Here is a 26,435-nt window from a genome sequence, read left to right as displayed (position 1 = left end):
GAACTCTGATGTTGGAATAGAAATAGAAACGTTTCCAGAATAGTCCAGCCGCTCTCGCGAGGTCAAGTGCCGGCGCGCCGCTAATCTCCTTGCCCGAATGGCATCGGACACGCTAGACTCCGGTTTTATATGAGTTTCGGCGGCTTGATGCGACGTCTGGCCCAAAGGGGTCGACAAGGGGGCTGCGTGAGGAAGGGCATGGACAAGCCGGCGACAATACGGGATGTGGCGCGTGTTTCCGGCGTCTCTGTCGGAACCGTTTCACGGAGTTTGAACGCGCCTGAGACCGTGAGGCCGGGTACGCTTGGCAAGGTGCGCGCGGCGATCCAGCAGCTCGGTTTCCAGCCCGATTCGCGTGCGCAGAACATGCGCCGCCGCAATACCATGACTGTCGGCTTCGTCATCGACGATATCGCCAATCCCTGGCATGCTAGCTGCTTCAAGGCGGTGGACGCGGAAATGCGCCAGCGCGGCTATTCACTCTATCTGATGAGCACCAATGGCCGCGCGACCGAGGAGGCGGCGGCCATCGACATGCTGCAGCACGGCCGCGCCGACGGCATGATCATGACCATCAACAACGAACAGGATGCCCGTACCATCAAGCGCCTGAAGGAATTGCGCGTTCCCTCGGTACTGCTCGACCGTGACATCCCGCTCGATATCGACGCCGTGCTGACCGAGCATGCCACCGGACTGCGGCAGGCGACGAGCTACCTGATCGAACTCGGACATTGCCGCATCGCCATCATCACCGCCGGCAGCGACATCCGCCCCGGCCGTGAGCGCGTGCGCGGCTTCGTCGAAGCGTTCCAGCGCAGTGGCTTGCCGGTGCCGGAAGATCTGATCCGTTCGCAAAGCCTTTCGGTGGATTTCGGTTTCCGCGAGGCGACAGCCTTGCTCCAGATGCCGGAACGGCCGACCGCCATCATCGCCGCCGGCAACCGCATCCTGGTCGGCGTGTTGCGCGCCATCCAGCAGCAGGGCGTATCCGTGCCTCAGGACATTTCGCTGATCGGTTGCGACCGGTCGGACGTCGCATTGCTTTATCCAGGACCGATCACGCTCATAGACCGGCCCGTGGAAGAAATCGGCCGCACCGCCGCGCAGCTTCTGCTGGAGCGGCTCGGCGGCCACAGCGATCGTCCGGCGCAACGCATCTCATTCCCGACGCAACTGATCATGGGCGGATCCTGCCTGCCTGTTCCGAGGCGATAGGTCAGCCTGCCTCAGGCGTGGAAATTTTCCTTGCTGCGCTCGATGCGCCTTGTGCGCTGGAACTTGATCAGCCGGTCCAGCGACACGGCCAGCACGGTCACGGCGCCGGTGACGAATGTGCTCCATGTCGCGTCGATGCCGAAGAAGATCAGCCCGCTCGAGATCACTTGGATGATCATCATGCCGATCACCGCGCCGATGATCGTGCCATGACCGCCGGACAGCGGAGTGCCGCCGATGATCACCGCGGCAATCACCACGAGCACGAAATCACTGCCTTCATTGGGATCGATGGCGCCGCGGAAACCGACATACATCACGCCCGAAAGCCCGCAGATGGCGCCCATCAGCACCAGTGTCTGCAGCCGCACCAACGCAGTCGGAATGCCGGCATGGGCGGCGGCCTCGGGGTTGCTGCCCACCGCCTGCACGCGATAGCCGAAGCGGGTGCGATGAAGCACGATGTGCATGGCGAGCGCCAGTGCGATGAACACCAGTGCGGCCACCGGCACGACGCCGAAGAGCTTGTCGGAGATCACCGAGAAGAAGCTGCTGCTCTGGTCCGCCGGCACGATCGCGCGTCCCTTGTTCACCACCAGCGACAGGCCCTGGAACATGGAGTAGGTGCCCAGCGTCACGATGATGGCGGGCAGGCGCAACGTCACCGCGATCAGCCCGTTGATCAGGCCGAGGCCGGCGCCGAACAGCACCCCGGCAAAGGCGGCAAGCCAGGGGTCGATGCCCGCGACCATCAGCAGTGCCGCGAAGACCGCGGAGAAGTTGAACATCCAGCCGACCGAAAGATCAATCTCGCGGATGGCGAGCAGGAACACCATGCCGATAGCCAGCATGCCGAGGAAGGTTGTGTTGCCCAGCAGCGAAAACAGGTTGATCGGATTGAGGAAGCGCGGCCGGGCAAAGCCGATGATCGCCATCATCCCGACCAGCGCGATGATGACGCCGATCTCCTCGGGAATGCGAAAGCCGCGCCGGGCAGGGTGGGCCGCCGATCCGGCGAGCGGTGGAATGAGATCGGTCTTGCTCATCAGGCCATGTCCCCCTGGCGTGCTTGCTTCTTGCGGCCCGCACCCGGCATTTCGCCGGTATTGGTCAGATGCAGGACCGTCTGGCTGTTCATCTCGGCTCCAGAAACCTCGCCGGCGAGCCGGCCTTGATAAATGACCAGGATGCGGTCGCAGAGCCCGATCAATTCGGGCAGTTCGGTCGAACTGAACAGCACGATGCCGCCATTGGCCGACATCTCGCGGATCAGCGTGTAGATCTCACGCTTGGCGCCGATATCGACGCCACGCGTCGGATCATCGAGCAGGAAGACCTGCGGCCCGATCTCCAGCCATTTGCCGATGACGACCTTCTGCTGGTTGCCGCCCGACAGCGAGTTCGCCAGTGCGTGCGGCAGGCCCTTGATACGCAGCGCGTCGATCTGACGGTTGGCGCGGCTGAGCGCGGTTTTGGGCGAATACCAGGGCGTGCCCCAGTCGCGCGCGCCGACGACCACGTTGGAAATGTTGAACAGGATGGATTTGTCCAACATCAGCCCGTTGCGGCGGCGGTCGGATGGAACCAGGCAGACATTGCGCCGTGCTGCTTCGGTCGCGCTCCTGGGCAGGCCGCTGCCGTCGGGAAAGCGCACCTCGCCGCCGCGCGCCTTGCGCAAGCCGAACAGCATGTCGAGAAGATCCGCGACGCCGGACCCTTCAAGCCCGGCCAACCCGACGATCTCGCCGGAACGCGCGGTGAAGCTGACATTCGCAAGCCTGCCGCCCGCAAGGCCCTTCACCGTCATCTGCGGCAGTGTCGCACCGACCGTCGACGGCAGGGGAGGTGGGAACAATGCCTCGCGCTGCTGGCCGATCATGCCCTCGATGACTTCGGGTATCGTCAGCGCTGAACGATCCTTCGTCAGCACATCGCGCCCGTTGCGGGTGATGGTAACACGGTCGGAAATGGCGAAAACCTCCTCCAGCCGATGCGACACGTAGAGCATGTTGATGCCGTTGGCGCGCAGCCCCTTCAGCACCGTGAACAGCCGCTCTGTCTCGCGCTGGTTGAGTGCGGAATTCGGCTCGTCAAGGATCAGCAGACGGGGGTGCTCGAGCAGCACGCGAGTGAGTTCGACGAGCTGCCGCTCGCCAATGCTGAGGCGGCTGACCGGCGCGTGCACGTCGACGTGCAGGCCAAGCTGCCGAAGCAGGTCGCGGCTGCGGGCTTCCATCTCTCGTTTGGAGATCAGGCCGTTGTGCACCGGCTCGCGGTTGACGAACAGATTGGCCAGCACGGACCGCTCGGGAAACAGGCTGAGTTCCTGATAGACCATGCCAATGCCGTGCTGCCGCGCGGCGTTGGGGCTGTCGATGGTCACTGCGTGGCCATCGAGCTCGATGGCGCCGCTATCGGGCCGTACGACGCCGGCAAGCACCTTCATCAACGTCGATTTGCCGGCGCCATTTTCGCCCACGACGGCGTGGATCGTGCCCCGCTCGACGCTCAGGCTCATATCCTGGAGCGCGACAACGCCGCCATAGCGCTTGGCAAGATTGCGCACGGAAATCATCGGCGGACCGGACATGATCTTCCCACGAAATCAGGGGCGATCCTGCGATCGCCCCTGATCTTGAAACGGATTGCGGAAGCAGTCACTCGGATTCCGCGGAGATCGGCTTTGGCGTCGCCGAGAGCATGTCGGCGGTGAGTGTCTTGGTCCAGGCCTTGTAATAGGCTGCCGTCGCTGCCGGGTCGGCCGCCAGCTTCTGCGCCTCATCGAATGAGACAGCCGGCAAGCCGTTGCCCATATCGACCTTGTCGGCCGTGACGATCTGCGAGCCGGCATTGTAGAAACCGGGGCTGAGCTTCTTGCCGCCCTTGATCGCATTGACCAGCAGTGCGACGGGCAGATAACCTTGGACGAAGGCACTCTGGCCGATCGTCACATAGGCATGGCCTTCCTTGACCGCCTTGAGGTTGAGTTCCGTCAGGTCATAGCCGCCGGCGACAAACTTGTCGCCATTGGCGGCGTTCAGCTTGCCGAGGCTGGTGACGTCCGGCGCGCACAGTCCGATCAGCGCCACGGCTTCAGGATTGGCGCCATAAAGCTGTTCCCAGCGGTTGTAGTTGTCGACGGCGGAAACCTTGACGTCGAACGGACCGAGCACCTTCAGGCCAGGCGCCTTCTTCAGCGATTCCTCGACGCCCTTGGCGCGGTTCTCCAGAACCGGGAAGCCGGGGAAGCAGTTGCCCAGAATGACCGTGCCCTTGGCGCCGGCGCCGCCAAGTTTGTCGACCACCATCCGCCCCAGGATACGGCCGCTTTCGACGGATTTCTCACCGACATAGGGAGCATTGACCGCGGTCGACAGCAGGTTGAACTGAACGATCGGCACGCCGCCGCCGATGATCTCATTGAGGCCCTTGGCCATCGACTCGCCTGGCACCGAGGTGGCGATGCCTTGCGCGCCGGAATTGGCGAAGTTCTGCACCAGCTTCAACTGGCCTTCGGGCGCTCCGCCTGCCTGTTGGGCGACGACGAGCTTGACGCCGAGATCCGTGGCGGCGGCCTGCGCGCCGTCCTGGATCTGCTGCACGAAAGGATCGCCCTGCGCATGGGCGACGAAACCTATGGTGATGTCTTCAGCATGAGCGGTCGACATGCCGAGCGCAAGCGCGATGGCGCCGAGTACGAGTTTCGGTCTGGTCTTGTTGACGGCCATTGAGCGTTCCTCCCTGATTGTCGTTGTTATGGTTGCACTGCGCGGTCGGGCGCCAAGGCGCCCGGAATTCCGGTCGCTCAGATGGCGGTCAGGCCACCATCGACAAACATGAACGAGCCCGTCATGTAGGAGGCGTCGTCCGACGCCAGGAACGCCACGGCTCCGGCGATTTCTTCCGGCTCGGCGCCGCGCTTGAGCGGTATGTTCTGCACTTGCCACTCGTAGACCTTGGGGTCGGCGACGAGTTCGCGCACGATGGGCGTCAGGGTGAAGCCGGGCACCACGACATTGACGCGGATGCCTTCGGGAGCATGGTCGACAGCCATTACGCGCGACAGTCCGTGGACGCCGCCCTTGCTGGAGCCGTAGGCGACATTGGCGGGCGTGCAACCGGACATGCCGGTCGGCGAGCCTGTGAGCACCACCGCGCCCTTGCCGGCGGTGGCCTTGATGGCGGCGACACCATGCTTGCAGGTCAGGTACATGCCGGTCAGGTTGACGCCGACGATCTCGTCCCAGACGGCCTTGGGCAACCCGTCCACCTTGCCATCGCGTTCGCCCGAAAAGATGCCGGCGTTGGAAACGAGAATATCGAGACGGCTGAATGTCTTGACGATCTGGGCAAACGCGGCTTCGACCTGCGTTTCATTGCTGACGTCGGTCTTGATGGCGATGGCCTCGCCACCAGCCTTTTGGATGTGCTCGGCGGTCGCCTTGGCGCTGTCCCCGTTCCAGTCGAGGACAGCGACCTTGCAGCCTTCCTCGCCAAGCCGCAGAGCGGCTGCACGGCCGATCCCCGAGCCAGCACCGGTGATCGCCGCGACCTTGCCTTTGAGCCCCCGCATGCCAGTTCCTCCCTGACACCTGCGAGGCTGACACCGCGTGTCATGCCATCGCATTTGGTCAAAAATAATATCGTTTCCAATACTTGTGTCAAGGCGGCCGCCTCTGAATCACTCTGGCAGATCGGGGTTCGTATAATTATTTGAATTTAATGAGCTTATGGCGACAAAGAGGTGGCGTGGCGGTTTATATCGTTTCCACAACACACGCTGAATGCGGAAACCGGTCGGCCGCCGCCACAAGCGCCGGCTGTGCCGTGTTTCGGACTTGTGGCTAGATAAGATTGGCCTTGGCAAGGTCGCGCATGAGATGGCTCGCGCCATAGGTCCAGTGCGGGCAATCGGGTGACAGCCGCACGCGGTTGACCAGCGCGCCGAACTTCTCCGACGAGATGGTGACGATGTCGCCGACCTTGTGGGTGAACCCCCCGCCCTTTTCGCCGCGATCCTTGGACGGCACGAACATGGTGCCGAGATAGAGCGCCAGCCCGTCCGGGTATTGGTGATGCGGGCCCATGGCGGCGGCAACCAGTTCTTCCGGCGAACGGCTGATCTCGGCCATCGAGCTTGCGCCTTCCAGCGAGAAACCGTCCTCGCCCTCGACCTTCAGGCGGACGACGGCGTCCTTCACGTCATCGATGGAAAATGTATCGTCGAACAGGCGGATGAAGGGGCCAAGCGACGCCGAGGCGTTGTTGTCCTTGGCCTTGCCGAGCAGCAGTGCCGAGCGCCCCTCGACGTCACGCAGATTGACGTCATTGCCGATGGTCGCGCCGACGATCTTGCCGCTGCTGGCGGCGATCATGGCGATCTCGGGCTCCGGATTGTTCCAGGTCGACACCGGGTGCAGGCCGACATCGGCGCCGAAACCCACCGAGGCCATCGGCTGGCATTTTGTGAAGATCTCGGCGTCAGGCCCGATGCCCACTTCCAGATATTGCGACCAGGCGCCGCGCGCGATCAGCTTGGCCTTGATCTCCATCGCCTCTGGTGAACCAGGCTTCAGCTTCGACAGGTCATGGCCGATCAGCCCGGCAATGTCGGCGCGGATGGCGTCGGCTTTCTCGGCCGAACCGCGTGCCTGTTCCTCGATGACCCGTTCGAGAAGGCTGACGACGAAGGTGACGCCCGATGCCTTCACGGCCTGCAGGTCGACCGGCGAGAGCAGGTATGGCTTTGCCGGGTCGCGCGTGGACTGGAAACTGTTGGCGGCGACTGCATCGAGCAAACCGATCGGCTTGCCTTTGGCCGACCTGACGTGTCCGGCAGGGTCGGGCATCTCGCAGATATCGCGAACGGTTGGCGCCGTGGCCGACGTGATGTCGAAGACCACGCCGTCGCGCACCGTGACCACGAGCGGATGCGGCGCATCGCCTGTCCTGGCGCGGCCAACAAAGAGGCCGTCAGTTGGCAAGTGCATAGCGTTCGTCATGGCTCGCGGTCCTCCCCGTCTTATCCGCCTGGACATTATTGTTGTCTGGCCGGCGGCGCGGCACTTTCAACAAATTCCGGCCAAAGGTCTACCCGTCCTGGTCGATGAAGAATCGAGGTCTCATGTGCTGCCGCACGCGACACCGCACAGAACCGTTGGGCCAGTCTGCAATACGGGGTGAAATCACCTTTCAAAAAAATGAAATCGCTTCTAGGATTTTCATTTTCTGAAGGTGCCCGGAGGAAGTCTTGTCCGCTCCGTTTTCGGATCCTATCTGGCAGAGGCCGCATGCTGCCATATCCCTCCAGCCGCTGGTCTCGGCGGGAAAACACGTCGATGTCGTCGTTGTCGGGGCCGGTATCATGGGCCTTTCAACGGCTTTGCATGCCGCTCGACTTGGCCTTGTTGTACAGGTGCTGGATGCCGGCGACATCGGGCAGGGTGCGTCTGGCCTGAATGGCGGGCAAGTCATCCCTGGCCTCAAATACGATCCTGAATGGCTGCTGGAGCATTTTGGCGCTGAACGCGGCGAAGCGCTCATCAGCTTTGCCGCGTCGACAGCGGATAGCGTCTTCGATCTGATCCGCGACGAACAGCTCACGGTGCCCTTCGTTCGCAAAGGCTGGATCCAGGCGGCGCATACCGAAGTGGCGCTGAAGGCGGCAGCGAACAGGGATCGGCAATGGCGGGCGCGGGGCGCCGATGCCAAACTGCTGAGCAAGGCGGAAGTCGTGGCCATGACCGGTGCGAAAGGCTATCTCGGCGGCTGGCTCGATCGTCGCGCCGGCGTCATCGATCCGCTCGCCTACACGTCGGAACTGGCGCGGGTCGCGCTTGCCTCGGGTGTGGAAATTGCTGCCCGCCAAAAGGCGGTGGGTCTCTCCAGAAGTGGCGGAAGCTGGCGGGTTGAGACGGAAAACGGCGTAACACTGCAGGCGAAATTCGTTGTCGTTGCAACGAACGCTTACACCGACAGCCTCATTCCAGGCCTCGCCGAAACGATCGTTCCGCTGCATTCCTTCCAGATCGCCACGGCGCCGCTTTCGTCCAGTCTCGCCGGCGCTATCCTGCCGGAGGGACAGGCTGTCTCGGACTCGCGGCGCATCCTTGTGTATTACCGCAAAAGTGCTGATGGGCGGCTGGTTCTGGGCGGTCGTGGGCGCATGGCGTTGCCGACAAGCTCCGCCGACTGGACGCATCTCGAGCGTGCGCTGCGGCGTCTCTATCCGGTACTGTCCGGCGTTGCCATCGAGAAGCGATGGTTTGGTCGCGTGGCGATGACGCCCGACCATCTTCCGCACATCCATGAGCCGGAGCCAGGCCTGCTGGCCGCGGTCGGTTGCCAGGGGCGGGGCGTGGGGCTGATGACCGCGCTTGGCAAGTGCATTGCAGGCTACCTGTCGAGCGGCGATGTCCGGCAACTGCCGTTCCCGGTCTCACCGATCCGTCCGATCCCGTTCCACGCCTTCCGGCAGATTGGCGTTGCCGCCACGATCGCCTGGTATCGGACGCTGGATGCGCTTGAGCGCTAAGGCTTATTCCGGTCGTTCATGAATAAGCTTGACAGTTTCATTAATATGAAAAATTTTTAGGAAATTTCAAAATTCCGACGGGCAGGTCGATGTCGACCATTGTTGTAGCAGCGCCGCCATCATCCCGATCCTCTTCGGGGTTCCGGCTTGGCATGTCGCTACCCGGCGCGTTGGTCACCTTCCTGCTGATCCTGTTTGCCCTCGGCCTCGTGCTGTTCCTTGCCTTCCGCAACAATGACGGGTCGCTGCTGGGCGTTGGCTTCAGCGTGGCCAACTTCGTCACAGTGGTGTCCGACCCGCTATACTGGACGGTGACGTTGCGCTCGTTGATCATCGCGGGCCTGGTGACGCTGGCAACGGTCGTTACCGCCTATCCCGTCGCCTATTATCTCGCTTTCCATGCCGGGCGGCGGCGCGGCCTGCTGCTGTTCCTGGTGACGCTGCCGTTCTGGACCAGCTATCTGCTGCGCGTCTTCGCCTGGAAGATCGTGCTCGCCTACAATGGCGTGCTGAACTCGGCGCTGATCGAAAGCGGCGTCTGGTCGGAACCGACGCTGGCCTTCCTCAACACGCCGGCGGCCGTGGTCGTCACCCTCGCGCATGCCTACGCGCCCTTCGCCATCCTGCCGATCTATGTGGCGCTGGAGACGATCCCGAAATCGCTGCTCGAGGCTGCTTCCGATCTTGGTGCAAGACCCTTCACCAGCTTCCGCCGGGTCGTCCTGCCGAATTCGATGCCCGGCGTGCTGGCGGCGGCCCTCGTCGTCTTCGTGCCGACTGTTGGCGACTATGTCACGCCGGCGCTTGTCGGCGGCCCGGCCAGCACCATGATCGGCACGCTGATCCAGTCGCAGTTCGGCAAGGCCAATGACTGGCCGTTTGGCGCCGCGCTTTCGGTCTGCGTCATGCTGGTCATCCTCTGCGTGGTTCTGGTCGCGCGCGGTGCCGACCGCAGATTTGGCAGCCGCACATGAGTGCCGGACGCGCGGATGCAAACAAAAGCGGCCGCTGGCTTGGCCTCTATGTGCTCGCCTATCTTGTCTTCCTGTATCTGCCGGTGGCGCTGATCCCATTGTTTTCCTTCAATGATTCCATTCAGGCCGCGTTTCCGCTGCAGGGCTTCACTCTTCAGTGGTACGCGACCTTGTTCGGCAACCCGGCGCTCTCGGGCGCGCTCTTGAACAGCCTGATCATCGGTGCGGTGGCCGGCACGGGTGCGACGCTGTGCGGCATCACCGTCTCCTACATGGATCTCTATGGCCGCTCGTCCCTGTCCGCCACTATCAGCGCCATTGCCAGGCTGCCGATCCTGATCCCCGGCGTCATCGTCGGCATCTCCCTGCTGATCCTCATCAACCTGATCGGTCTCGGGCCATCGCGGATCGCCATCGTTCTCGGCCACATCCTTGTGGCGCTGCCGACGACGGTGGTGATCATGCGCAGCCGCTTCGCCGCTATCCCCAAGACCATTCGCGAGGCGGCCCTCGATCTCGGGGCTTCCGATTGGACGACGTTCCGGCGGGTCATGCTGCCGCTCAGCCTGCCGGCCATCATCTCAGCCTTCATGCTGGCCTTCCTGATCTCCTTCGACGAATTCATCGTCGTCTTTTTCCTTGCCGGCACCGAGCCGACCCTGCCGCTCTACATCTGGAGCCAACTGCGCTTCCCCAAATCGCTGCCGACCGTCATGGCGTTGGGAACGTCGATCCTCGCCGTGTCCTTCATCATCGCCGGCCTTGCCGAAATCCTGCGCCATCGCGGCGTGGCCGCGGCCGCACCAAGACCGTTGGACCCATCACAACCAAAACAAAACGAAAGAGGAGAACTGCAATGGCATTCGACTTGAAATCGATCTCCGCGAAGACAGTTTGCGCCGGGCTGACAGCGTTTGCGCTGGCACTCTCATCGACCGTCGCTTTCGCCGGCGACAAGCTGCAATATTTCACCTGGTCAGGCTACGAACTGCCCGACTTCAACAAGAGCTTCCTCGCCACGCACCCTGATGGCGTCGAGGCCTCGATCTTCGGGGATGACGACGACGCCTTCACCAAGGTCAAGGCCGGCTTCCGCCCTGACATCGCGCACCCCTGCTACGACAAGGTGGCGCGCTGGAACAAGGAAGGCCTGCTGCAGCCGATCGACACTAAGCGCATCAAGAACTGGGATTCCATCTTCCCCGTCTTCAAGAACCTGCCCGACCTGCAGGCCGGCGATGGCAAGGTCTGGATGGTGCCGTGGGACTGGGGCAACACCTCGATCCTCTACCGCACCGATCTGGTGAAGAACCCCGAGGCGAGCTGGAACCTTCTGTGGGACAAGCAATATGCCGGCCGCATGGCGACCATCGACGCCGTGCATGACACGCCGATCGTCGCGGCGCTGCTCGCTGGCGTCAATCCCTTCGACATGACGCCCGAGCAGATGGACAAGGTTGCGGCAAAGTTGCGCGAGCAGCGTCCGCTGCTCTCCAACTACACCACCGACATGACCTCGGTGGAGCAGGCGCTGGCCAGCGGCCAACTGGTCGCCGCCATGACCTGGAACGCGTCGGCGACATCGCTCAAGAAGCAAGGCGTTCCCGTAGAGTTCATGAAACCGAAGGAAGGCATGCTGACCTGGGCCTGCGGCTTCGTCATGCTCAAGGATGCAAAGAACGTTGACCTCGCCTATGACTTCATCAACAGCCGGCTGGATGCCGACTCGGGCAAATTCCTGATCGAATCTTATGGCTATGGCAGCTCGCTCAGCACCGCTTTCGCGGGCGTGCCGAAGGATGAACTGGAGAAGCTGCAGCTGCCGTCTGATCCGGAGGTAATGCTGAAGAGCACCATCTTCACCGGACCGATGAAACAGAATGACGACGTGGCGAAGATGTTTGAAAAGGTGAAGGCTGGCGGGTGAGCTTCAGCTTGAATGGTACTGGAGACGACTAATTGCTGAAGTTTGCGCCGCCCCTCATCCACCTGCCGGCACCTTCTCCCCGTATAGTGACGGGGGAGAAGGTAAGGGTGAGGGGCAGCGTAAGTTTTTGTAAGAGTGCGGATGCGGCAAACGAGGCCACGACTTGATGGATGTTCTGGACGAACCCGCTGAAAAGCCAAAGGACGATGCCGATGTGCGGGTCGGTCGGCGCGTGCGGGCGCTGCGGCTGGAGCGCAAGCTGTCGCTGGCTGATCTTGCGGCAAAAGCCGGCGTGTCGATCGGCGCGCTCAGCCAGATCGAGCGCGGCATGTCCTCGCTGCGCGTCAAGGTGATCTGGCCGCTCGCCGCGGCCCTCGACGTCGAACCGTCGGCGCTGATCACCGACGGTAATGACGCCGTCAACGATCTCTATTGCGTGCGCGCCAACAGCCGTCGCTCGATCCCGGTGAAGTCGGAAGGCATCGCCAAGGCGCTGCTGTCACCGCCAGGCGCTACGCTGACCGGGATGCTGGTGACGGTGGAAGCGAGTGGCGGCACTGCCGAAGCCTATGCCCATGCCGGTCATGAATTCGGCTTCGTCCTGTCGGGCGAGGTCGAGCTGATTGTCGATTCCACGAAATACGTGCTGAAAACCGGCGACAGCTTTGCCTTCAAGAGCACGCTTTTGCACGCCTTCCGCAACCCGGGCACCGAGCGTTGCCAGATCCTGTGGGTCAACACAACAAAACCTTCCGAGGTTCGCGATGGCGCCTGATCCTCTCGTCCGGCTCCAGGCGGTCTCGAAGCTTTTCCCCGGCGGCATTGTCGGCCTCGACGCCGTCGATCTCGACATCGTCCGAGGCGAATTCCTGACCCTGTTGGGGCCATCCGGCTGCGGCAAGACCACCAGCCTGCGGGTCATCGCCGGGTTCGAAAGCCCGTCGAGCGGCAAGGTGCTGCTCGAGGGACGCGACATTACCGCGCTCCGGCCCTTCGACCGGCCGGTCAACACCGTGTTCCAGGACTATGCGCTGTTTCCGCACATGAACGTCACCGAAAATGTCGGTTTCGGCCTGTCGTTGCGAAAACTCTCCGGCGGCGAACAGGTAAAGCGCGTTGGCGAGGCCCTCGAGATGGTCGGCCTTGCCGACAAGATCGGCGCCCGCGTGTCCGAGCTATCGGGCGGCCAGCGTCAGCGCGTGGCGCTCGCCCGCGCCATCGTTTGCGAGCCGCGTGTGCTTTTGCTTGACGAACCGCTGTCGGCTCTCGACGCGCATCTGCGCGAACAGATGCAGGTCGAGCTGAAGCGGTTGCAATCCCGACTAGGCACCACCTTCGTCATGGTTACCCACGACCAGACGGAAGCGCTGTCGATCTCCGACCGCATCGTCGTCATGAACAAGGGGCGCATCGAGCAGATCGCGCCGCCGGCCACGCTCTATGACCGGCCCGCGACCAAATTCGTCGCCAGCTTCATCGGCACGATGAACCTGCTGCAGTCACGTTTTGTCGGCCGCGACGGCTATCGCTTGCGTTTCGCCGCTGGCGCACTGCCGCTGGAAGCCGTCTCGGACACGGGCCAGTCGCCGGGCGAAGGCGAAGTGCGGACCATCGGCGTGCGTCCCGAGGATTTGCTGGCGGCCACCGAAGCCTCGACCGGCACCGCACCGGCGCGCGTCAACAGCGTCGTCTTTCACGGCCGCACATTGCGCCTTCATGCCGAACTGGGGCAAGGTATGCCGTTGGTGATCGACGCACCGCGCCAGGCCGAAGGTTTTCAATTCAGCGCCGGCGACGTGGCGCATATCAGCCTGCGCCGTGGCGCTAACTGCCCTATGCTCTCCGCATAAACTGCCCATCCATTTCCAAAAACCGGAGTATTACCCTGTGAGCAATCATCTCAACTTCTTCATCGACGGCAAATGGGTGGCACCCGTGGTGCCAGCGACGCTCGACGTCATCGACCCGTCCACCGAAGAGGCCTATACGAAGATTTCCGTCGGCTCGAAGGCCGATGTCGACAAGGCTGTCGCTGCCGCCAAGGCCGCGTTTCCGTCCTTTTCGCAGACCAGCAAGGCGGAGCGCCTGAAGCTCCTGAAGCGCATCCTCGAAGTCTACAACGAGCGCTACGAGGACATCGCCCAGGCCGTCAGCCATGAGATGGGCGCACCGATCACCTGGGCACGCGAGGCGCAGGCCTGGGCGGGCAGGGCGCACATGGAAGCCACCATCAAGGCGCTGGAGGATTATGAATTCTCGGAGAAGCGCGGCGGCACCATGGTTATCAAGGAGCCGATCGGCGTCTGCGCGCTGATCACGCCATGGAACTGGCCGCTGAACCAGATCGTCTGCAAGGTGGCGCCGGCCATCGCCGCCGGCTGCACCGTCGTGCTCAAGCCCTCCGAGATCGCGCCGATCAGCGGCATTGTCTTCTCGGAAGTCATGCAGGCCGCCGGCGTGCCTAAGGGTGTCTACAACATGGTCAACGGCAACGGCCCGGATGTCGGCCAGATCATGGCCGGCCATCCCGATGTCGACATGGTATCGTTCACCGGCTCGACCCGCGCCGGCATCATCGTCGCCAAGACGGCGGCCGAGACGGTCAAGCGCGTGGCGCAGGAGCTCGGCGGCAAGTCGGCCAACATCGTTCTACCCGATGCCGATTTCGAAACGGCGGTGCGCAAGGGCGTCGAGGGTTGCTTCGGCAACAGCGGCCAGTCCTGCGATGCGCCGACCCGCATGCTGGTGCCGGCCGCCCGTCACGACGAGGCGCTTGCCATCGCCAAGAAGGCAGCCGAAGCGCACAATGTCGGTGATCCCCGCTCGGAAGATACCAAGCTCGGACCGGTTGTCTCGAACATCCAGTACGACAAGATCCAGCGGCTGATCGAGGCCGGCATCAAGGAAGGCGCCACGCTGGTCACCGGCGGTCCCGGCCGGCCGGAACACCTCAACCGCGGCTATTATGTGCGGCCAACCGTGTTCGGCCACGTCACGCCGGGCATGACCATCGAAAAGGAGGAGATCTTTGGGCCGGTGCTGTCGGTCATCTCCTACAATGACGATGATGATGCGGTGAAGATCGCCAACGATACGGTCTATGGCCTCGCTGCCTATGTGCAGTCGGGGGATATCGACCGTGCTCGCAAGGTGGCCGGACAGCTGCGCGCCGGACAGGTCTCGATCAACTATCCGGAATGGGACACCTTCGCGCCCTTCGGCGGCTACAAGCAGTCGGGCAACGGCCGCGAATACGCCGATTGGGCGATCCACGACTTCCTCGAAGTCAAGGGCATCATCGGCTACGGGGCGTAAGCTTCGGGCTAAATCCACGCTTGACTCAAAGAATTGTTCCTGTTTTGTTCTGGTAGAGCAAAACAGGAGCGTTCTTCGCCGGGCGTGTGCGTATGTATCGGCAAGGTGAATTCGATTTTGGCATGCCAGTGCCGCCGCGCCAGCCGAAACGGCCGGATCGTGCCTTCTTCGGGTTGTTTTTGCAGCCTCGGTACTATGGTTCCTTCGCCAATCTGCAGAGGCAGCTTTGCCATCAACATGGGATAGTTGGATCGCTGCTGTCGGTTGAACGGTTCCATCTGAGCCTGCAGCATGCTGGTGACTACAGGCGGCTGCGGTCAAAGATCGTCTTTGCGGCATCACGATCGGGCCAGCATGTTCACATGCCTGCATTCGAGGTCACGTTTGGCAGTGTCGGCAGCTTTTCCGGTCGTCTGGCGACTGGAGGCAGGCCGCCTCATCGCCCGTTTGTGTTGTTGGCAGACGATGGACCGGTTTTCCAACTCCACAAATTGCTTGGCGCAGAGATGCTAAAGAATGGGCTCAAAGCGTCGGATGGTTTCGTTCCGCATCTGACGCTCGCTTACGATCAAAAGTTTATCCCTCGGCAGCCCATCGACCCGATCAGCTTCGTTGCCTGTGACTTCACCTTTGTTCACAGCATGCGCGGTCTGACAAAATACCTCTTTCTGGACCATTGGCCCTTGATAGCGGTATCGTAGTCGGTCCGAACTCTCAAATCGTCTTCACGTGCTCCGCAAGCTGATCGAGCACCGTGCGCCAGCCGTCGAAGAATCCCATCTCTTCATGGTTCTTGCGAGTAGCCTCGTCGCGGTGGATGGCTGTGGCGGTGTAGCGCGTGCCTTGCCGTCCGGCTGGAAGGAAATGACCGGGGTGATGAAGGGCTCTGCCGAGGGCAGCCTCAAAATTTACGAGATCGGACATGAGGTGCTGGCAAAGCGGGAAGGGCGGTTTTAGGTTGGGGGACGGATTCGACTTGTCAGCCCAAGGGAAGCACGCTTTGACGACCACGATGTACGGCATCACCACCTGCGACACGATCAGGAAGGCGCGCGTCTGGCTGGAAAGCCATGATGTCGTCTACCGCTTTCACGATTACAGGGCTGAGGGGCTGGACGCGAAGCGGCTGGATGGCTGGGTCGGCAAGGTCGGCTGGGAAGTCCTGCTGAACAAGGCGAGCACGACGTTTCGGGAATTGGCGGATAAGGACAAGCAAGGGCTGGACGAAAAGAAGGCCAAGGCGCTGATGCTGGCCAAGCCGACGATGATCAAGCGGCCGGTGCTGGAGCTTGGCGACCGGATTCTCGTCGGTTTCAAGCCGGATGTTTATGAGCAGGCGGTGAAGTAGGATTCAGCAAGCGCACACCTATCCCGTCGTAATCCTATGGCGGAGCAAGGAGCGAAGCGACGCGGCACAGACCATAGGATTCATGCCGTGACATCAGGGCGCTGCAACGTTGCAGGTTCTGGTGCCGCTACGCCCTTCGGTTGAAGCTATGGCATGGATCCTCGGGTCAAGCCCGAGGATGACGAAGTAGGTATTCTGCCAACGCCGCAGCATTATTGTGCGCCTCGTCATGCGCGCCATAGAGCAGAGTCACCTTTCCATGACGAAGCAGATTGCGAAGTTCCGCCACCACTTCGCCATTCCCATCCAACTCGACGCGATACCGCTCGCGAAACTCCGCCCAGCGCTCGGGATCATGTCCGAACCACTTTCGCAATTCGTCGCTCGGCGCGATTTCCTTCAGCCACAGCGTCAGCGCGGCGTCTTCCTTGCTGACGCCGCGTGGCCAGATCCGGTCGACCAGAACCCGCTGCCCGTCGTCGGACGCCGGGGGTACGTAGATCCGCTTGACTACCAGGTCGAAGGCCATCGGACCCTCCCTCCGTAGCGGCAGTGACCCTCAGGCCCACTCGCCCTTGCGCATGACGGGCACGCGGCGACCGTCCTTGTGGACGCCGTCTATGTCGATCTTGTCCGAGCCGATCATCCAGTCGATGTGGATAAAGCTCTTGTTGCCGCCACGCGCGGCGATCTCGTCCTGGCTGAGCGACGCGCCGTCGACAAAGCACTTCGAATAGCACTGTCCCAGCGCGATGTGACAGGCGGCGTTTTCGTCGAACAGCGTGTTGAAGAACAACAGGCCGCTCGCCGAGATCGGCGAGGAGTGTGGCACCAGCGCCACTTCTCCGAGACGGCGCGAGCCTTCGTCGGTATCCAGCACCTTCTTCAGCACGTCCTCGCCCTTCGAGGCCTTTGCCTCGACGATCCTGCCTTCCTCGAAACGCACCGAGATGTTGTCGATCAGCGTGCCCTGGTAGGATAGCGGTTTGGTGCTAGAAACATGGCCTTCGACACGTCGTGCATGCGGCGTGGTGAAGACCTCTTCGGTCGGGATGTTGGGGTTGCAGGTGATGCCGTTCTTGGCGGTCGAGGCGCCGCCCATCCACTCATGGCCGTCAGCCAGTCCAACCGTCAGGTCGGTGCCGGGTCCGGTGAAATGCAGCGCGTGGAAATCATGGCCGTTCAGCCATTCGGTGCGGGCGCGCAGTGCGGCGTTGTGCGCCTTCCAATCGCCGATCGGGTCTTCGACATCCACCCTTGAAGCGGCAAATATGGCGTCGGCGAGTTTCACCACGGCGACGTCCTCCGCATCATCGGGGAATACCTGCTTGGCCCATGCCTTGTCCGGATAGGCGACGATGTTCCAGTTGATGTCGAAGCCGGTGATCTTCTCCAGGGCCGGCTGGTAGGCGATCGAATTGGCCTTGTTGGCGCGCGCCACTTTTGCCGGATCCTGCGCCGACAGCAGCGACGGATCCTCGCCGCGCACGGCAAGCCGCGCGGCATTGTTGGCGAAGGCCTTCGCCATGCCCTCATAGAGCCAGCCAGCGGCGTGGTCGAAGCCGGCATCGGCGCCAAACCGATAGCGCGCCAGCGTCATCTCGTCATCGTTGAAGATCGGGGTGACCAGGCCGGCACCAGCCTTGTAGGCGTGCTCGACGATCCGCCGCGTCAGCGGCAGGGCGGCGATGGACGATGTCACGACAAGGTCTTGTCCCGGCTGCAACTGCAGCCCGACCTTGATGGCCACCTCGGCCAGCCTGTCGAGCTTCACCGGGTCGATGGTTGCGGAAACGCCGCGCGAATGTGTGGTCATGATCCCTGCCTGCCATGATGTTGATCGATCATACATAGACCGGCACTGTCGACCTTTCCACCGCGATCGCTGCCGGCATTTTCTAATTGGCGGGTTCGAGGGATCCGAACTGTGTCATGGTCGTTTCGATCTCTTCCCGGATCCAGGTCTTGAAATCCCGGACCTTGCGGCTTTCGGTTCTGGTTGGCGATGTCACCAGCCAGTAACCGAGGCCGCTCTGGGCGCGGATGCCGAAGGGCGCGACGAGGCGGCCATCCGCCAGGGCATCGGCGGTCAGCAATTGCCAGCCAAGCATGACGCCGTGGCCGGCAATCGCCGATTCCAGGCAAAGCATTGGATCGGTGAAGCGCGCGCCCTTCTGGAACGTGACCGGCTTGACGCAAGCCGCTTCAAACCAGCTCTCCCAGTTGATCATCGACCGTTCGTCGGTGATGGCGCAGGTCTGGGCGAGGTCTTCGATCGATTTGAGTTTCCGGGCGATGACCGGCGCGCAGACAGGAAATACTTCCAGCGCCAGCAGCAACTCCGCGTGTGCATTCGGCCATTTGCCGTCGCCAAGACGGATGGCGATATCGATGTCGGAACGGTCGAGATCGGCGACCCGTACCGAGGCGTCGACACGCAGCAGTACATTCGGGTGCCGGTCGAAGTGGCTGGAGAGGCGCGGCAGCAGCCATTTCGAGGCAAAAGCCGGTGCAACCGAAACCACCAGCGTGCATTCGGTCGCCTCCTCGGCGAGCGCCATCGCCGCGGCAAGTTCGCGAAAGCCAGCGCCCAGTCGGGTCGCGAAGACCGTGCCAAATTCGGTGAGGACGAGGCCGCTCGCAGTTCGATCGAACAGGGCGCGGCCTAGCTGCCTTTCCGTCCGGTTGATCTGCTGGCTGACCGCGCTGGCGGAAACGTTGAGTTCGCCCGCCGCCGCCGAAAGCGACCCAAGGCGGGCGACGGTTTCCACGGCGCGCAGGCCGTTGAGATGGACGCGATTGAGCATAGCCATATAGTTTTTCTAAACTGCCGAGATTGAAATCTCAATTGAAAGAGATGTTGAAACGGCAGACCTTACCGGAAGCAGACGGATTGCGGAGGCAGGGATGCTGAGGATTTTATCGTCGCTGGCCACCTTCTTCGCTGGGAACGGATGGCAAAGGCAGCCGCATGACAGCGAAACCACCAGATGGGTGATCGATCCGCTGTCGCATCCGGTGCTGGGACGCCATGTCGGAGCGTGAACTCGGCGATGTGCCGTTCAGGTTGACGGCGCGGCGGACGGCCTACGAGACCGCGACACTCCAGGTTGCTCTCAGCGGGTGTTGATTGCCGAGGCAGACTGAACGGTTGACAAGGACATCTCCAGTTTGGCGGCTACGGTCCGCCGCACTGGCCCAACAGAAAGCGGATTGTCTCAAGGACCGGCGCACTTATTGTGCGCTGCAATGAACACGCTCTCTCCATCCCCGCTGCGGTTCGCCTTCGCCGGCATGATCGCCATGGCCGTCGCCATGGGCATCGGGCGCTTCGTCTATACGCCGATCCTGCCCGGCATGATGGAAGAACTGCATCTGTCGCCGGCCAATGCTGGCTGGATCGCCTCGGCCAATTATCTCGGATACCTCATCGGCGCGCTGGCGGCGGCGGGCGGCTGGGCGCATGGACGAGAACGCCTGATGATGCTCGTGGGTCTCGGCGCCAGCACCGTCCTTGCGGCCCTGATGGGGCTGTCCGACACCATGGTCGCCTTTCTCGTCATTCGCTTCCTGGCCGGTCTGGCCAGCGCCTTCGTCATGGTTTTCATGGCCAGCATCGTTTTCAGCCATATAAACGCTGCCGGCCGCAACGACCTGCAGGCCTGGCATTTCGGCGGCGTTGGCCTTGGCATCGCGATCTCGGCGGCAATGATGGCCGTGCTGGTCACCGAACATGCCGGCTGGGCGGCGGCCTGGCTGTGGTCTTCAGCGATTTCGGCTTGCGGCTTCCTGGTCGTGGCGCTGCTGGCGAACGAAGGCCCGCTCGCCACCGGCGAAGCCGTCCGTGAGCCGGCCCTGCCGAAGGACCGGTCGATGATGAAGATCATCATTGCCTATGGCCTGTTTGGCTTCGGTTATGTGGTGACGGCGACCTTCCTGGTCGCCATCGTCCGGCAAGGTGGCGGCAGCCACGTCTTCGAAGACATGGTGTGGCTGGTCGCCGGCCTTGCAGCATTCCCCTCGACATGGGCGTGGCAGAAGATCGCTGCACGGATCGGGCTCCATGCCGCCTATGCGCTGGAATGCCTGGTCGAAGTCGTCGGCGTCACCGCCAGCGTCGCCCTCGGCGGGTATATGGGGCCGCTGCTTGGCGGTCTGCTGCTTGGCGGTACCTTCATGGCCATCACGGCACTTGGCCTGCAGGCCGCGCGGCAGCAGGCGCCAAAATCGGCCCGGCGCATCTTCGCCCTGATGACCGCGTCCTTCGGTCTTGGCCAGATCATCGGCCCGATCGCCGCCGGGCTTTTTGCCCAGGCGTCAGGCAATTTCTTCCTCGCCTCGATCGTCGCTGCAGCCATGCTGGTGGTCTCCGGCGTCATCACATGGTCGGCTGCGCCAAAATCGCCATGATTTGTGGTCTTGGTCAGTGACGGGCATTGGGCAGGCATTTTCTTTCCAACTAATGTGTGACTTTATGCCCGCTGAACCCCGCTGATTTGCGCACAGATCGAGGAATTCGCCACAGTGTTCGTATCCTTTTTCCCGCAGCCGAAGCTGTTCTTCTCTTCGGCCGCCATCTGGAGCCTTGCGGCCGTTCTGTTCTGGTTTTTCGGGGGAGAACAGCTTGGCGCCTTGTTCGGACTGCCCCCCACTGCCGAAGGCGTCGACAAGATCATCGGCGTGTCACTCTTTTGGTCGAAGCCCTTTATCTGGTTCTATATATATTTTGCCGCTGTAGTCCTGATTTTCTACGGCTTTTGGGCTTGGTACCGGCCTCATCCATGGCAGAATTGGTCCATCCTTGGGACCTCACTGATCTTCTTTGTGATCTACTACCAAGTACAGGTGAACGTCGCTTTCAACGACTGGTATGGCCCTTTCTACGATCTTATTCAGAAGGCCTTGGGAACACCATTCTCCACGACGCCATGGGACTTCTATAGCCAACTGCTGACGATTATGTGGATTGCGCTTGTTGCTGTAACCGTTGGGGCCCTCAATCGATTTTTCGTCAGCCATTGGATATTTCGTTGGCGCACCGCGATGAACGAATACTACATGACAAATTGGGAAAGGCTAAGGTCCATCGAAGGTGCATCCCAGCGTGTTCAAGAAGACACGATGCGCTTTTCCACAACGATGGAAGATTTGGGCGTAAGCTTGGTAGGGTCTGTCATGACGCTTATAGCGTTCCTCCCTGTGCTGCTGCATCTCTCTCAGAACGTCACGGAACTGCCGATTGTCGGCGCGGTGCCTTATTCTCTCGTTGTTGTGGCAATCTTTTGGTCGCTCTTCGGAACCACTTTCTTGGCTTTGGTTGGTGTCAAGCTCCCAGGGCTTGAGTTCCGTACTCAGCGTGTAGAGGCAGCGTACCGCAAGGAACTGGTCTATGGTGAGGACGATGTAAATCGCGCTCAACCGCCAACTGTCGCAGAGCTTTTTAGGAATGTTCGGAGAAATTATTTTCTAAAATACTTCCACTATTTATATTTCAACGTAGCCAGAATATTTTACCTTCAGATCGATAATATATTCCCATATATTGTTCTGGTTCCTACGATGGTCGCGGGAAAGATCAAGCTTGGCGCTTTAAACCAGATTCTCAATTCCTTTGATCAGGTCCGATCTTCGTTCCAGTACCTGGTCAATTCATGGCCAACCATTGTCGAACTGATCTCGATCTACAAACGTCTACGTGCCTTCGAGGCGACGATCCATGGCGAGCCGCTCCCCGACATTGACCGTCGCTTCATGGAGCGCCAAGCAAAAGAACCCGATCCGGCCTGATTGTTGGAAAGGACGTGGGCGGCTTAGCCGCCCACGGTTTTGTCCTTGGCTCCCAGCCGCGAAACATAATCGCGAAAACTGATGCACTCGACATCGGGGTTGACGCAGACGTCTCCGGCGAAGCGCTCCAGCGCGTTCCAATAAGCGCCGTTGTTCATCAGCGTGAAATGGAAGCCGAGCTCAAGCGGCAGCCTCTTGCCGTTATATTGGCTGTTGAAGGCGGCACGGAACGCGTCGTAGGTCCGGTTCTCGAACTCGTTTGCCGCGCTCGGTCGCTCGAAACCACCGGAATGGCGGACATAGAGATTGTAGTCCATGGCGATCACCGGCCGGGATTTAGGACCTTCCGGAATCTGAGGCAGCGAGAAGCGGGTGATGCCGTTGCTGGTCGGCGGCTGGACCGGGCCGCGTGACACGCCACTTGCGTCGAACAGGTAGCCCGCCGCCGGCAATGCCTCGTAGAGCGCCTTGTTCGCCGACAAATACGGCGCCCTGAAGCCGACGACGGCATGTCGCGCGAAATCACGCCAGCCCTTGGGCTCGGGGGTGATGCCGTTGATCGCATAGGCATTTTCGAAAATGCGTTCGAACGCGCTGAACTCATTCAGCCAGTCCGCCTTGCTCCAGTCCTTGCCGTCGAAGTGGCCGCAGGCGTGGCTGCCGATATCGTGGCCTTCGGACGCGGCAAGTCTGATCTGCTCAAGCCGATCAGCGACTTCCTGCCTGGACGCGGCAAAGCCGATATTGGATTTGCCGGCGGTCTTGCCGGGCGCCGTATATTGCGCGCGCGTCTCCGGCGCCAGCAGGAAGACGCAGGACAGGAAATAGGTGAAATGCGCGCCAGTGCGTTGCGCCAGCGCCCGGCTGCGCTTCCACTGTGAAATGTCGCGGGCGCTGTCGAACGAGATGATGACGACCTGTTTTGGCTTTGCCGGCACCGGCGCCGTGGGCGGATCGGCGAGAGCCGCACTTGATGCAGCAAGCGAAACGAGGGAAAACGCAAGAACGCGGAATGGAAGACGCATCGACGATCTGATCTGGAGAGGAAGGGTTCGAGAGCCGGCTATCGGGAAAATGTGGCGTGGGTGCGGTCGGCCTTCGTGGTCCGCCTGTGCAGCCAATAGCCGATTTTCCTGCCGAACCCCTTCCATGCCGACAAAATTCCGCTAAAACGCGGGCTCAAGAAGGGCCCCGGCCGGGCAGGAATGGTTATATATGTCGGACGACACTTTTATCCGCGAAGTCAACGAACAGATCCGCCGCGAACAAGCGCAGGCGCTGTGGGACCGCTTTGGTCCCGCGTTGATCGGTCTCGCCGTTCTGATCGTGCTCGGTACCGCCGCCTTCGTCGGCTATCGCTACTGGGACGAAACCCGCGCCAACCGTTCTGGCGATGCTTTTTCACAGGCGCTGAAACTTGCCAATGACGGCAAGAGCGACGACGCGCTTGCCGCGCTGGATGCCCTGGAGAAGGACGGCTATGGCGCCTATCCGCTGCTTGCCCGCATGCGGGCGGCGACGGTCAAGGCCGACAAGGGCGATGTTGACGCAGCGGTCAAGGATTTCGACGGCGTTGCCGCCGACACCGCCATTCCCGCGGGCATTCGCGACATGGCACGGCTGAGGGCAGCACTGCTTCTGGTCGATCACGGCTCCTTCGCCGACGTTTCGAGCCGCGTCGAAGCGCTGACATCCGACACCAACACGCTGCGCCACACCGCGCGCGAGGCGCTTGGCCTTGCCGCCTGGAAGGAAGGCAAGACAGCGGATGCCCTGAAACTGTTCGACCAGATCGCTTCGGATGATGGTGCCCCGCGCAACACGCGTGAGCGGGCGACGCTGATGTCCGAACTGATCCGCGGGTCAGGCAATGCGTCGTGACGTTCAAAGTCGCCATCATCGGTCGGCCTAACGTCGGCAAATCCACGCTTTTCAATCGGCTTGTGGGAAGGAAGCTGGCGCTTGTCGACGACACGCCAGGCGTCACCCGCGATCGCCGCGTTCACGCGGCCAAACTCTACGATCTGCATTTCGACGTGATCGATACCGCTGGCTTCGAGGACGCCGGCGCGAACACGCTGCCCGGCCGCATGCGCGCGCAGACCGAGATTGCCATTCGCGAAGCCGACCTGATCTTCTTCACCGTCGATGCCAAGGCCGGCCTGATGCCCGACGACAAGACTTTCGCCGAGATCGTGCGAAAATCGGGCAAGCCGGTCGTGCTGGTCGCCAACAAGGCCGAGGCGAAGGGCGCCCAGGGTGGCATGCTGGAAGCTTGGGAGCTTGGCCTTGGCGAACCGATTCCGGTCTCGGCCGAACACGGGCAAGGCATGCCTGACCTGCGCGATGCGGTGATCGAGGCGCTTGGCGAGGCGCGAGCCTTCGGTGAGGAGGAAGATGGCAGCGACGAGGAGGTCGCGGCCAGCGAGGTTTTGATTGGCGAGGACATCACCGATCCGGACGCCGAAGACGTCCACACCTATGACGACACCAAGCCGATGCGCATCGCTGTCGTCGGTCGGCCGAATGCTGGCAAGTCGACCCTGATCAACGCGCTGATCGGTGAGGAGAGGCTGCTGACCGGACCGGAAGCTGGCATCACCCGCGATTCCATCTCCGTCGACTGGGATTGGCATGGCCGCCGCCTGAAACTGTTCGACACGGCCGGCATGCGCCGCAAGGCCAGGATTCACGAAAAGCTGGAAGTGATGTCGGTGCAGGATGGACTGCGCGCCATCCGCTTTGCCGAGATCGTCATCATCGTGCTCGACGCCACCATCCCCTTCGAAAAGCAGGATCTGCAGATCGCCGACCTGATCATCCGCGAAGGCCGTGCGCCGGTGATCGCCTTCAACAAGTGGGACCTGATCGACAATCCACAGGAACTGCTGGCCGAATTGCGCGAGAAGACCGAGCGGCTTCTTCCCCAGGCACGCGGCATGCAGGCGGTGACGGTGTCGGCCGAGACCGGCCGCGGCCTCGACAAGCTGATGGACGCCGTCATCAGGACGCACAAGGTCTGGAACAGCCGCGTCTCGACGGGCAAGCTCAACCGCTGGCTGGAAGGCATTTTGGCGCATCATCCGCCGCCCGCCGTGGCGGGTCGCCGGCTGAAGATCAAGTATCTCACGCAGGCCAAGACCCGGCCGCCGGGCTTTGTTGTCCAGTGCTCGCGGCCCGATGCGATGCCGCAATCCTACGTCCGCTATCTGACCAACAGTCTGCGCGAGGCCTTCGATATGCCGGGTGTGCCGATCCGCATGGCATTGCGCACATCGGACAACCCATTCGCCGGTCGGGCGAAGAAACGCCAGTGAATCGCGGCGCCCTTAGGGGCGCCGGCATCATGCTACACTTCGCAGGCCACTATGCACGGGCCGTGCCCGCGCGATTTCAGGCAGCGATTCCAGCGTCGCCTGCAGCAGTATGTCGGCAAGTCTCGCCGCCACGGGATCCAGTTCGGCTTCCTTGCGATGCAGGAACAGCCCCATGCCGGGCAATGCAGGCAATCCGGTGATTTCCGGCGTCATTGCCCGCACATTGGCCGGCAGGCCGATCTCGGTGCGGATCGTCAGCCCCAACCCGGCGGCGACGGCGGCCCAGATGCCACCAAGGCTCGGGCTGGAGAAGGCCATCCGCCAGGGCAAGCCGGCCCTGTCGAGCGTCTCGGTCGCCACCGTACGCAGCAGGCATGGCGCTTCAAGTGCGACCAGCGGCAGTGCCTCGCCACTCCGCAGGTTGGTTTCAATGAGACTTGCCGGACCGATCCAGCGCATCTGAACATCGGCGACATGTTGGCTATAGGGCAACCTGTCGTCATTGTGCCATGCCAGTGCGATATCGAGGCTGCCCGACGTGATCCGTTCGGCTAGTTCGTAGCTGCGCCCGATCCTGGCCTCGATCTTGACCTTGGGATGTGCGCGCGCAAACCGCCCCAGCACATCCGGCAGCACCGCCTCGCCGAAATCTTCCTGGAGCCCGAGCCGTACCCAGCCTTCCAGTTCGACATCATGGATGGCGGACACGGCCTCGTCATTGAGTTCGAGCAGGCGGCGCGCATAGCCGAGCATGGTTTCTCCGGCTTCCGTCAGTGCTAGGCCGCGTCCCGATTTGCGGAAGATCGGTGTCGCGGCCTGATCCTCCAGCTTCTTCAACTGCGCGCTGACCGCCGAGGTCGATCGGCCAAGCCTGTCGGCCGCCTTGGCGAAGCTGCCCATCTCCATGCCGGTGACGAAGCTTCTGAGAACGTCGAGGTCGAGCGTAACGCGTCGCATGAGATAGTCCTGATTTATGGGACATTACGTTTTAAAGTTTCCAATATTCAGGATGAAG

The 26,435-nt window shown here is 61.9% G+C and carries 26 protein-coding genes; 15 read left to right on the top strand and 11 right to left on the bottom strand.

Annotation, left to right across the window (positions count from 1 at the left end):
• Nucleotides 1-129 precede the first annotated feature (129 nt).
• Nucleotides 130-1,218 (top strand): substrate-binding domain-containing protein, encoded by a 1,089-nt coding sequence (locus tag LGH82_RS11450; protein WP_319799933.1) that lies wholly within the window; start codon nucleotides 130-132, stop codon nucleotides 1,216-1,218.
• An 11-nt stretch (nucleotides 1,219-1,229) separates the two neighbouring features.
• Here LGH82_RS11450 and LGH82_RS11445 read toward each other — a convergent pair whose 3' ends face one another.
• From LGH82_RS11445 to LGH82_RS11425, 5 genes are all read right to left on the bottom strand, one after another.
• On the bottom strand, nucleotides 1,230-2,264 hold the full coding sequence (locus LGH82_RS11445; protein WP_227348590.1) for an ABC transporter permease: 1,035 nt from the start codon (nucleotides 2,262-2,264) through the stop codon (nucleotides 1,230-1,232).
• Complete coding sequence (locus tag LGH82_RS11440; protein WP_227348589.1) at nucleotides 2,264-3,808, bottom strand: sugar ABC transporter ATP-binding protein; 1,545 nt, start codon at nucleotides 3,806-3,808, stop codon at nucleotides 2,264-2,266. Before LGH82_RS11440 ends, LGH82_RS11445 begins: the two co-directional genes overlap by 1 nt.
• A 67-nt stretch (nucleotides 3,809-3,875) precedes the next feature.
• On the bottom strand, nucleotides 3,876-4,946 hold the full coding sequence (locus LGH82_RS11435) for a sugar ABC transporter substrate-binding protein (protein WP_227348588.1): 1,071 nt from the start codon (nucleotides 4,944-4,946) through the stop codon (nucleotides 3,876-3,878).
• Nucleotides 4,947-5,023: 77 nt separating this feature from the next.
• On the bottom strand, nucleotides 5,024-5,791 hold the full coding sequence (locus LGH82_RS11430) for an SDR family NAD(P)-dependent oxidoreductase (RefSeq protein ID WP_227348587.1): 768 nt from the start codon (nucleotides 5,789-5,791) through the stop codon (nucleotides 5,024-5,026).
• Between the two features lie 271 nt (nucleotides 5,792-6,062).
• Nucleotides 6,063-7,220 (bottom strand): fumarylacetoacetate hydrolase family protein, encoded by a 1,158-nt coding sequence (locus LGH82_RS11425; RefSeq protein WP_227348586.1) that lies wholly within the window; start codon nucleotides 7,218-7,220, stop codon nucleotides 6,063-6,065.
• 248 nt (nucleotides 7,221-7,468) lie between these two features.
• Between LGH82_RS11425 and LGH82_RS11420 the strand changes: the two genes are divergently transcribed.
• From LGH82_RS11420 to LGH82_RS11385, 8 genes are all read left to right on the top strand, one after another.
• Nucleotides 7,469-8,752, top strand: coding sequence for an NAD(P)/FAD-dependent oxidoreductase (locus LGH82_RS11420; RefSeq protein ID WP_227348585.1), 1,284 nt, complete (start codon nucleotides 7,469-7,471; stop codon nucleotides 8,750-8,752).
• 89 nt (nucleotides 8,753-8,841) lie between these two features.
• Nucleotides 8,842-9,726, top strand: a complete 885-nt coding sequence (locus LGH82_RS11415; protein ID WP_227348584.1) for an ABC transporter permease — start codon at nucleotides 8,842-8,844, stop codon at nucleotides 9,724-9,726.
• Nucleotides 9,723-10,598 carry an ABC transporter permease gene (locus LGH82_RS11410; RefSeq protein WP_227348583.1) on the top strand — a complete coding sequence of 292 codons (876 nt, stop codon included), beginning with the start codon at nucleotides 9,723-9,725 and terminating at the stop codon, nucleotides 10,596-10,598. Before LGH82_RS11415 ends, LGH82_RS11410 begins: the two co-directional genes overlap by 4 nt.
• Complete coding sequence (locus LGH82_RS11405; protein WP_227348582.1) at nucleotides 10,583-11,653, top strand: ABC transporter substrate-binding protein; 1,071 nt, start codon at nucleotides 10,583-10,585, stop codon at nucleotides 11,651-11,653. The genes LGH82_RS11410 and LGH82_RS11405 overlap by 16 nt, the downstream gene beginning before the upstream one ends.
• A 166-nt stretch (nucleotides 11,654-11,819) precedes the next feature.
• Complete coding sequence (locus LGH82_RS11400) at nucleotides 11,820-12,428, top strand: helix-turn-helix domain-containing protein (protein ID WP_227348581.1); 609 nt, start codon at nucleotides 11,820-11,822, stop codon at nucleotides 12,426-12,428.
• Entirely contained in the window at nucleotides 12,418-13,503 is a 1,086-nt protein-coding gene (locus tag LGH82_RS11395) for an ABC transporter ATP-binding protein (RefSeq protein WP_227348580.1), read from the top strand. The genes LGH82_RS11400 and LGH82_RS11395 overlap by 11 nt, the downstream gene beginning before the upstream one ends.
• Before the next feature lie 37 nt (nucleotides 13,504-13,540).
• Complete coding sequence (locus LGH82_RS11390) at nucleotides 13,541-14,968, top strand: aldehyde dehydrogenase family protein (protein WP_227348579.1); 1,428 nt, start codon at nucleotides 13,541-13,543, stop codon at nucleotides 14,966-14,968.
• Between the two features lie 92 nt (nucleotides 14,969-15,060).
• Nucleotides 15,061-15,669, top strand: coding sequence for a 2'-5' RNA ligase family protein (locus LGH82_RS11385; RefSeq protein ID WP_227348578.1), 609 nt, complete (start codon nucleotides 15,061-15,063; stop codon nucleotides 15,667-15,669).
• A gap of 13 nt (nucleotides 15,670-15,682) precedes the next feature.
• On the opposite strand, the gene LGH82_RS11380 is transcribed toward LGH82_RS11385, so the two are convergent.
• Complete coding sequence (locus LGH82_RS11380; RefSeq protein ID WP_227348577.1) at nucleotides 15,683-15,892, bottom strand: SRPBCC domain-containing protein; 210 nt, start codon at nucleotides 15,890-15,892, stop codon at nucleotides 15,683-15,685.
• A gap of 76 nt (nucleotides 15,893-15,968) precedes the next feature.
• On the opposite strand from LGH82_RS11380, the gene LGH82_RS11375 reads away from it, so the two are divergent.
• Nucleotides 15,969-16,316, top strand: a complete 348-nt coding sequence (locus LGH82_RS11375) for an ArsC family reductase (RefSeq protein ID WP_227348576.1) — start codon at nucleotides 15,969-15,971, stop codon at nucleotides 16,314-16,316.
• Between the two features lie 166 nt (nucleotides 16,317-16,482).
• On the opposite strand, the gene LGH82_RS11370 is transcribed toward LGH82_RS11375, so the two are convergent.
• The 3 genes from LGH82_RS11370 to LGH82_RS11360 all read right to left on the bottom strand — a co-directional run bounded on the left by LGH82_RS11370 (nucleotide 16,483) and on the right by LGH82_RS11360 (nucleotide 19,129).
• Nucleotides 16,483-16,845 carry a DUF488 domain-containing protein gene (locus tag LGH82_RS11370; protein WP_227348575.1) on the bottom strand — a complete coding sequence of 121 codons (363 nt, stop codon included), beginning with the start codon at nucleotides 16,843-16,845 and terminating at the stop codon, nucleotides 16,483-16,485.
• A gap of 30 nt (nucleotides 16,846-16,875) precedes the next feature.
• Nucleotides 16,876-18,132, bottom strand: a complete 1,257-nt coding sequence (locus LGH82_RS11365) for an aminopeptidase (protein WP_227348574.1) — start codon at nucleotides 18,130-18,132, stop codon at nucleotides 16,876-16,878.
• Nucleotides 18,133-18,214: 82 nt separating this feature from the next.
• Entirely contained in the window at nucleotides 18,215-19,129 is a 915-nt protein-coding gene (locus LGH82_RS11360) for a LysR substrate-binding domain-containing protein (protein ID WP_227348573.1), read from the bottom strand.
• Nucleotides 19,130-19,223: 94 nt separating this feature from the next.
• On the opposite strand from LGH82_RS11360, the gene LGH82_RS33640 reads away from it, so the two are divergent.
• The 3 genes from LGH82_RS33640 (at nucleotide 19,224) to sbmA (ending at nucleotide 22,103) form a co-directional block, all read left to right on the top strand.
• Nucleotides 19,224-19,361, top strand: a complete 138-nt coding sequence (locus LGH82_RS33640) for a hypothetical protein (protein ID WP_413771441.1) — start codon at nucleotides 19,224-19,226, stop codon at nucleotides 19,359-19,361.
• A 204-nt stretch (nucleotides 19,362-19,565) separates the two neighbouring features.
• Nucleotides 19,566-20,726: a YbfB/YjiJ family MFS transporter gene (locus tag LGH82_RS11350; RefSeq protein WP_227348572.1), complete on the top strand. Its 1,161-nt coding sequence runs from the start codon at nucleotides 19,566-19,568 to the stop codon at nucleotides 20,724-20,726.
• A gap of 114 nt (nucleotides 20,727-20,840) precedes the next feature.
• Nucleotides 20,841-22,103, top strand: a complete 1,263-nt coding sequence (gene sbmA / locus LGH82_RS11345; RefSeq protein ID WP_227348571.1) for a peptide antibiotic transporter SbmA — start codon at nucleotides 20,841-20,843, stop codon at nucleotides 22,101-22,103.
• Nucleotides 22,104-22,126: 23 nt separating this feature from the next.
• On the opposite strand, the gene LGH82_RS11340 is transcribed toward sbmA, so the two are convergent.
• Entirely contained in the window at nucleotides 22,127-23,128 is a 1,002-nt protein-coding gene (locus LGH82_RS11340; RefSeq protein ID WP_227348570.1) for a polysaccharide deacetylase family protein, read from the bottom strand.
• A gap of 190 nt (nucleotides 23,129-23,318) precedes the next feature.
• Here LGH82_RS11340 and LGH82_RS11335 point away from each other — a divergent pair, with 190 nt between their 5' ends.
• Nucleotides 23,319-23,984 (top strand): tetratricopeptide repeat protein, encoded by a 666-nt coding sequence (locus LGH82_RS11335; protein WP_227348569.1) that lies wholly within the window; start codon nucleotides 23,319-23,321, stop codon nucleotides 23,982-23,984.
• On the top strand, nucleotides 23,981-25,420 hold the full coding sequence (gene der, locus LGH82_RS11330; protein WP_227348568.1) for a ribosome biogenesis GTPase Der: 1,440 nt from the start codon (nucleotides 23,981-23,983) through the stop codon (nucleotides 25,418-25,420). Before LGH82_RS11335 ends, der begins: the two co-directional genes overlap by 4 nt.
• A 27-nt stretch (nucleotides 25,421-25,447) precedes the next feature.
• Here der and LGH82_RS11325 read toward each other — a convergent pair whose 3' ends face one another.
• Entirely contained in the window at nucleotides 25,448-26,377 is a 930-nt protein-coding gene (locus tag LGH82_RS11325; protein ID WP_227348567.1) for a LysR substrate-binding domain-containing protein, read from the bottom strand.
• Nucleotides 26,378-26,435: the final 58 nt, after the last annotated feature.

Source organism: Mesorhizobium sp. PAMC28654 (assembly GCF_020616515.1).
In the GTDB taxonomy this organism is placed as follows: domain Bacteria; phylum Pseudomonadota; class Alphaproteobacteria; order Rhizobiales; family Rhizobiaceae; genus Mesorhizobium.
The sequence above is the reverse complement of the archived record's forward strand: the minus strand, read 5'-3'. Positions and strand labels throughout refer to the sequence as shown.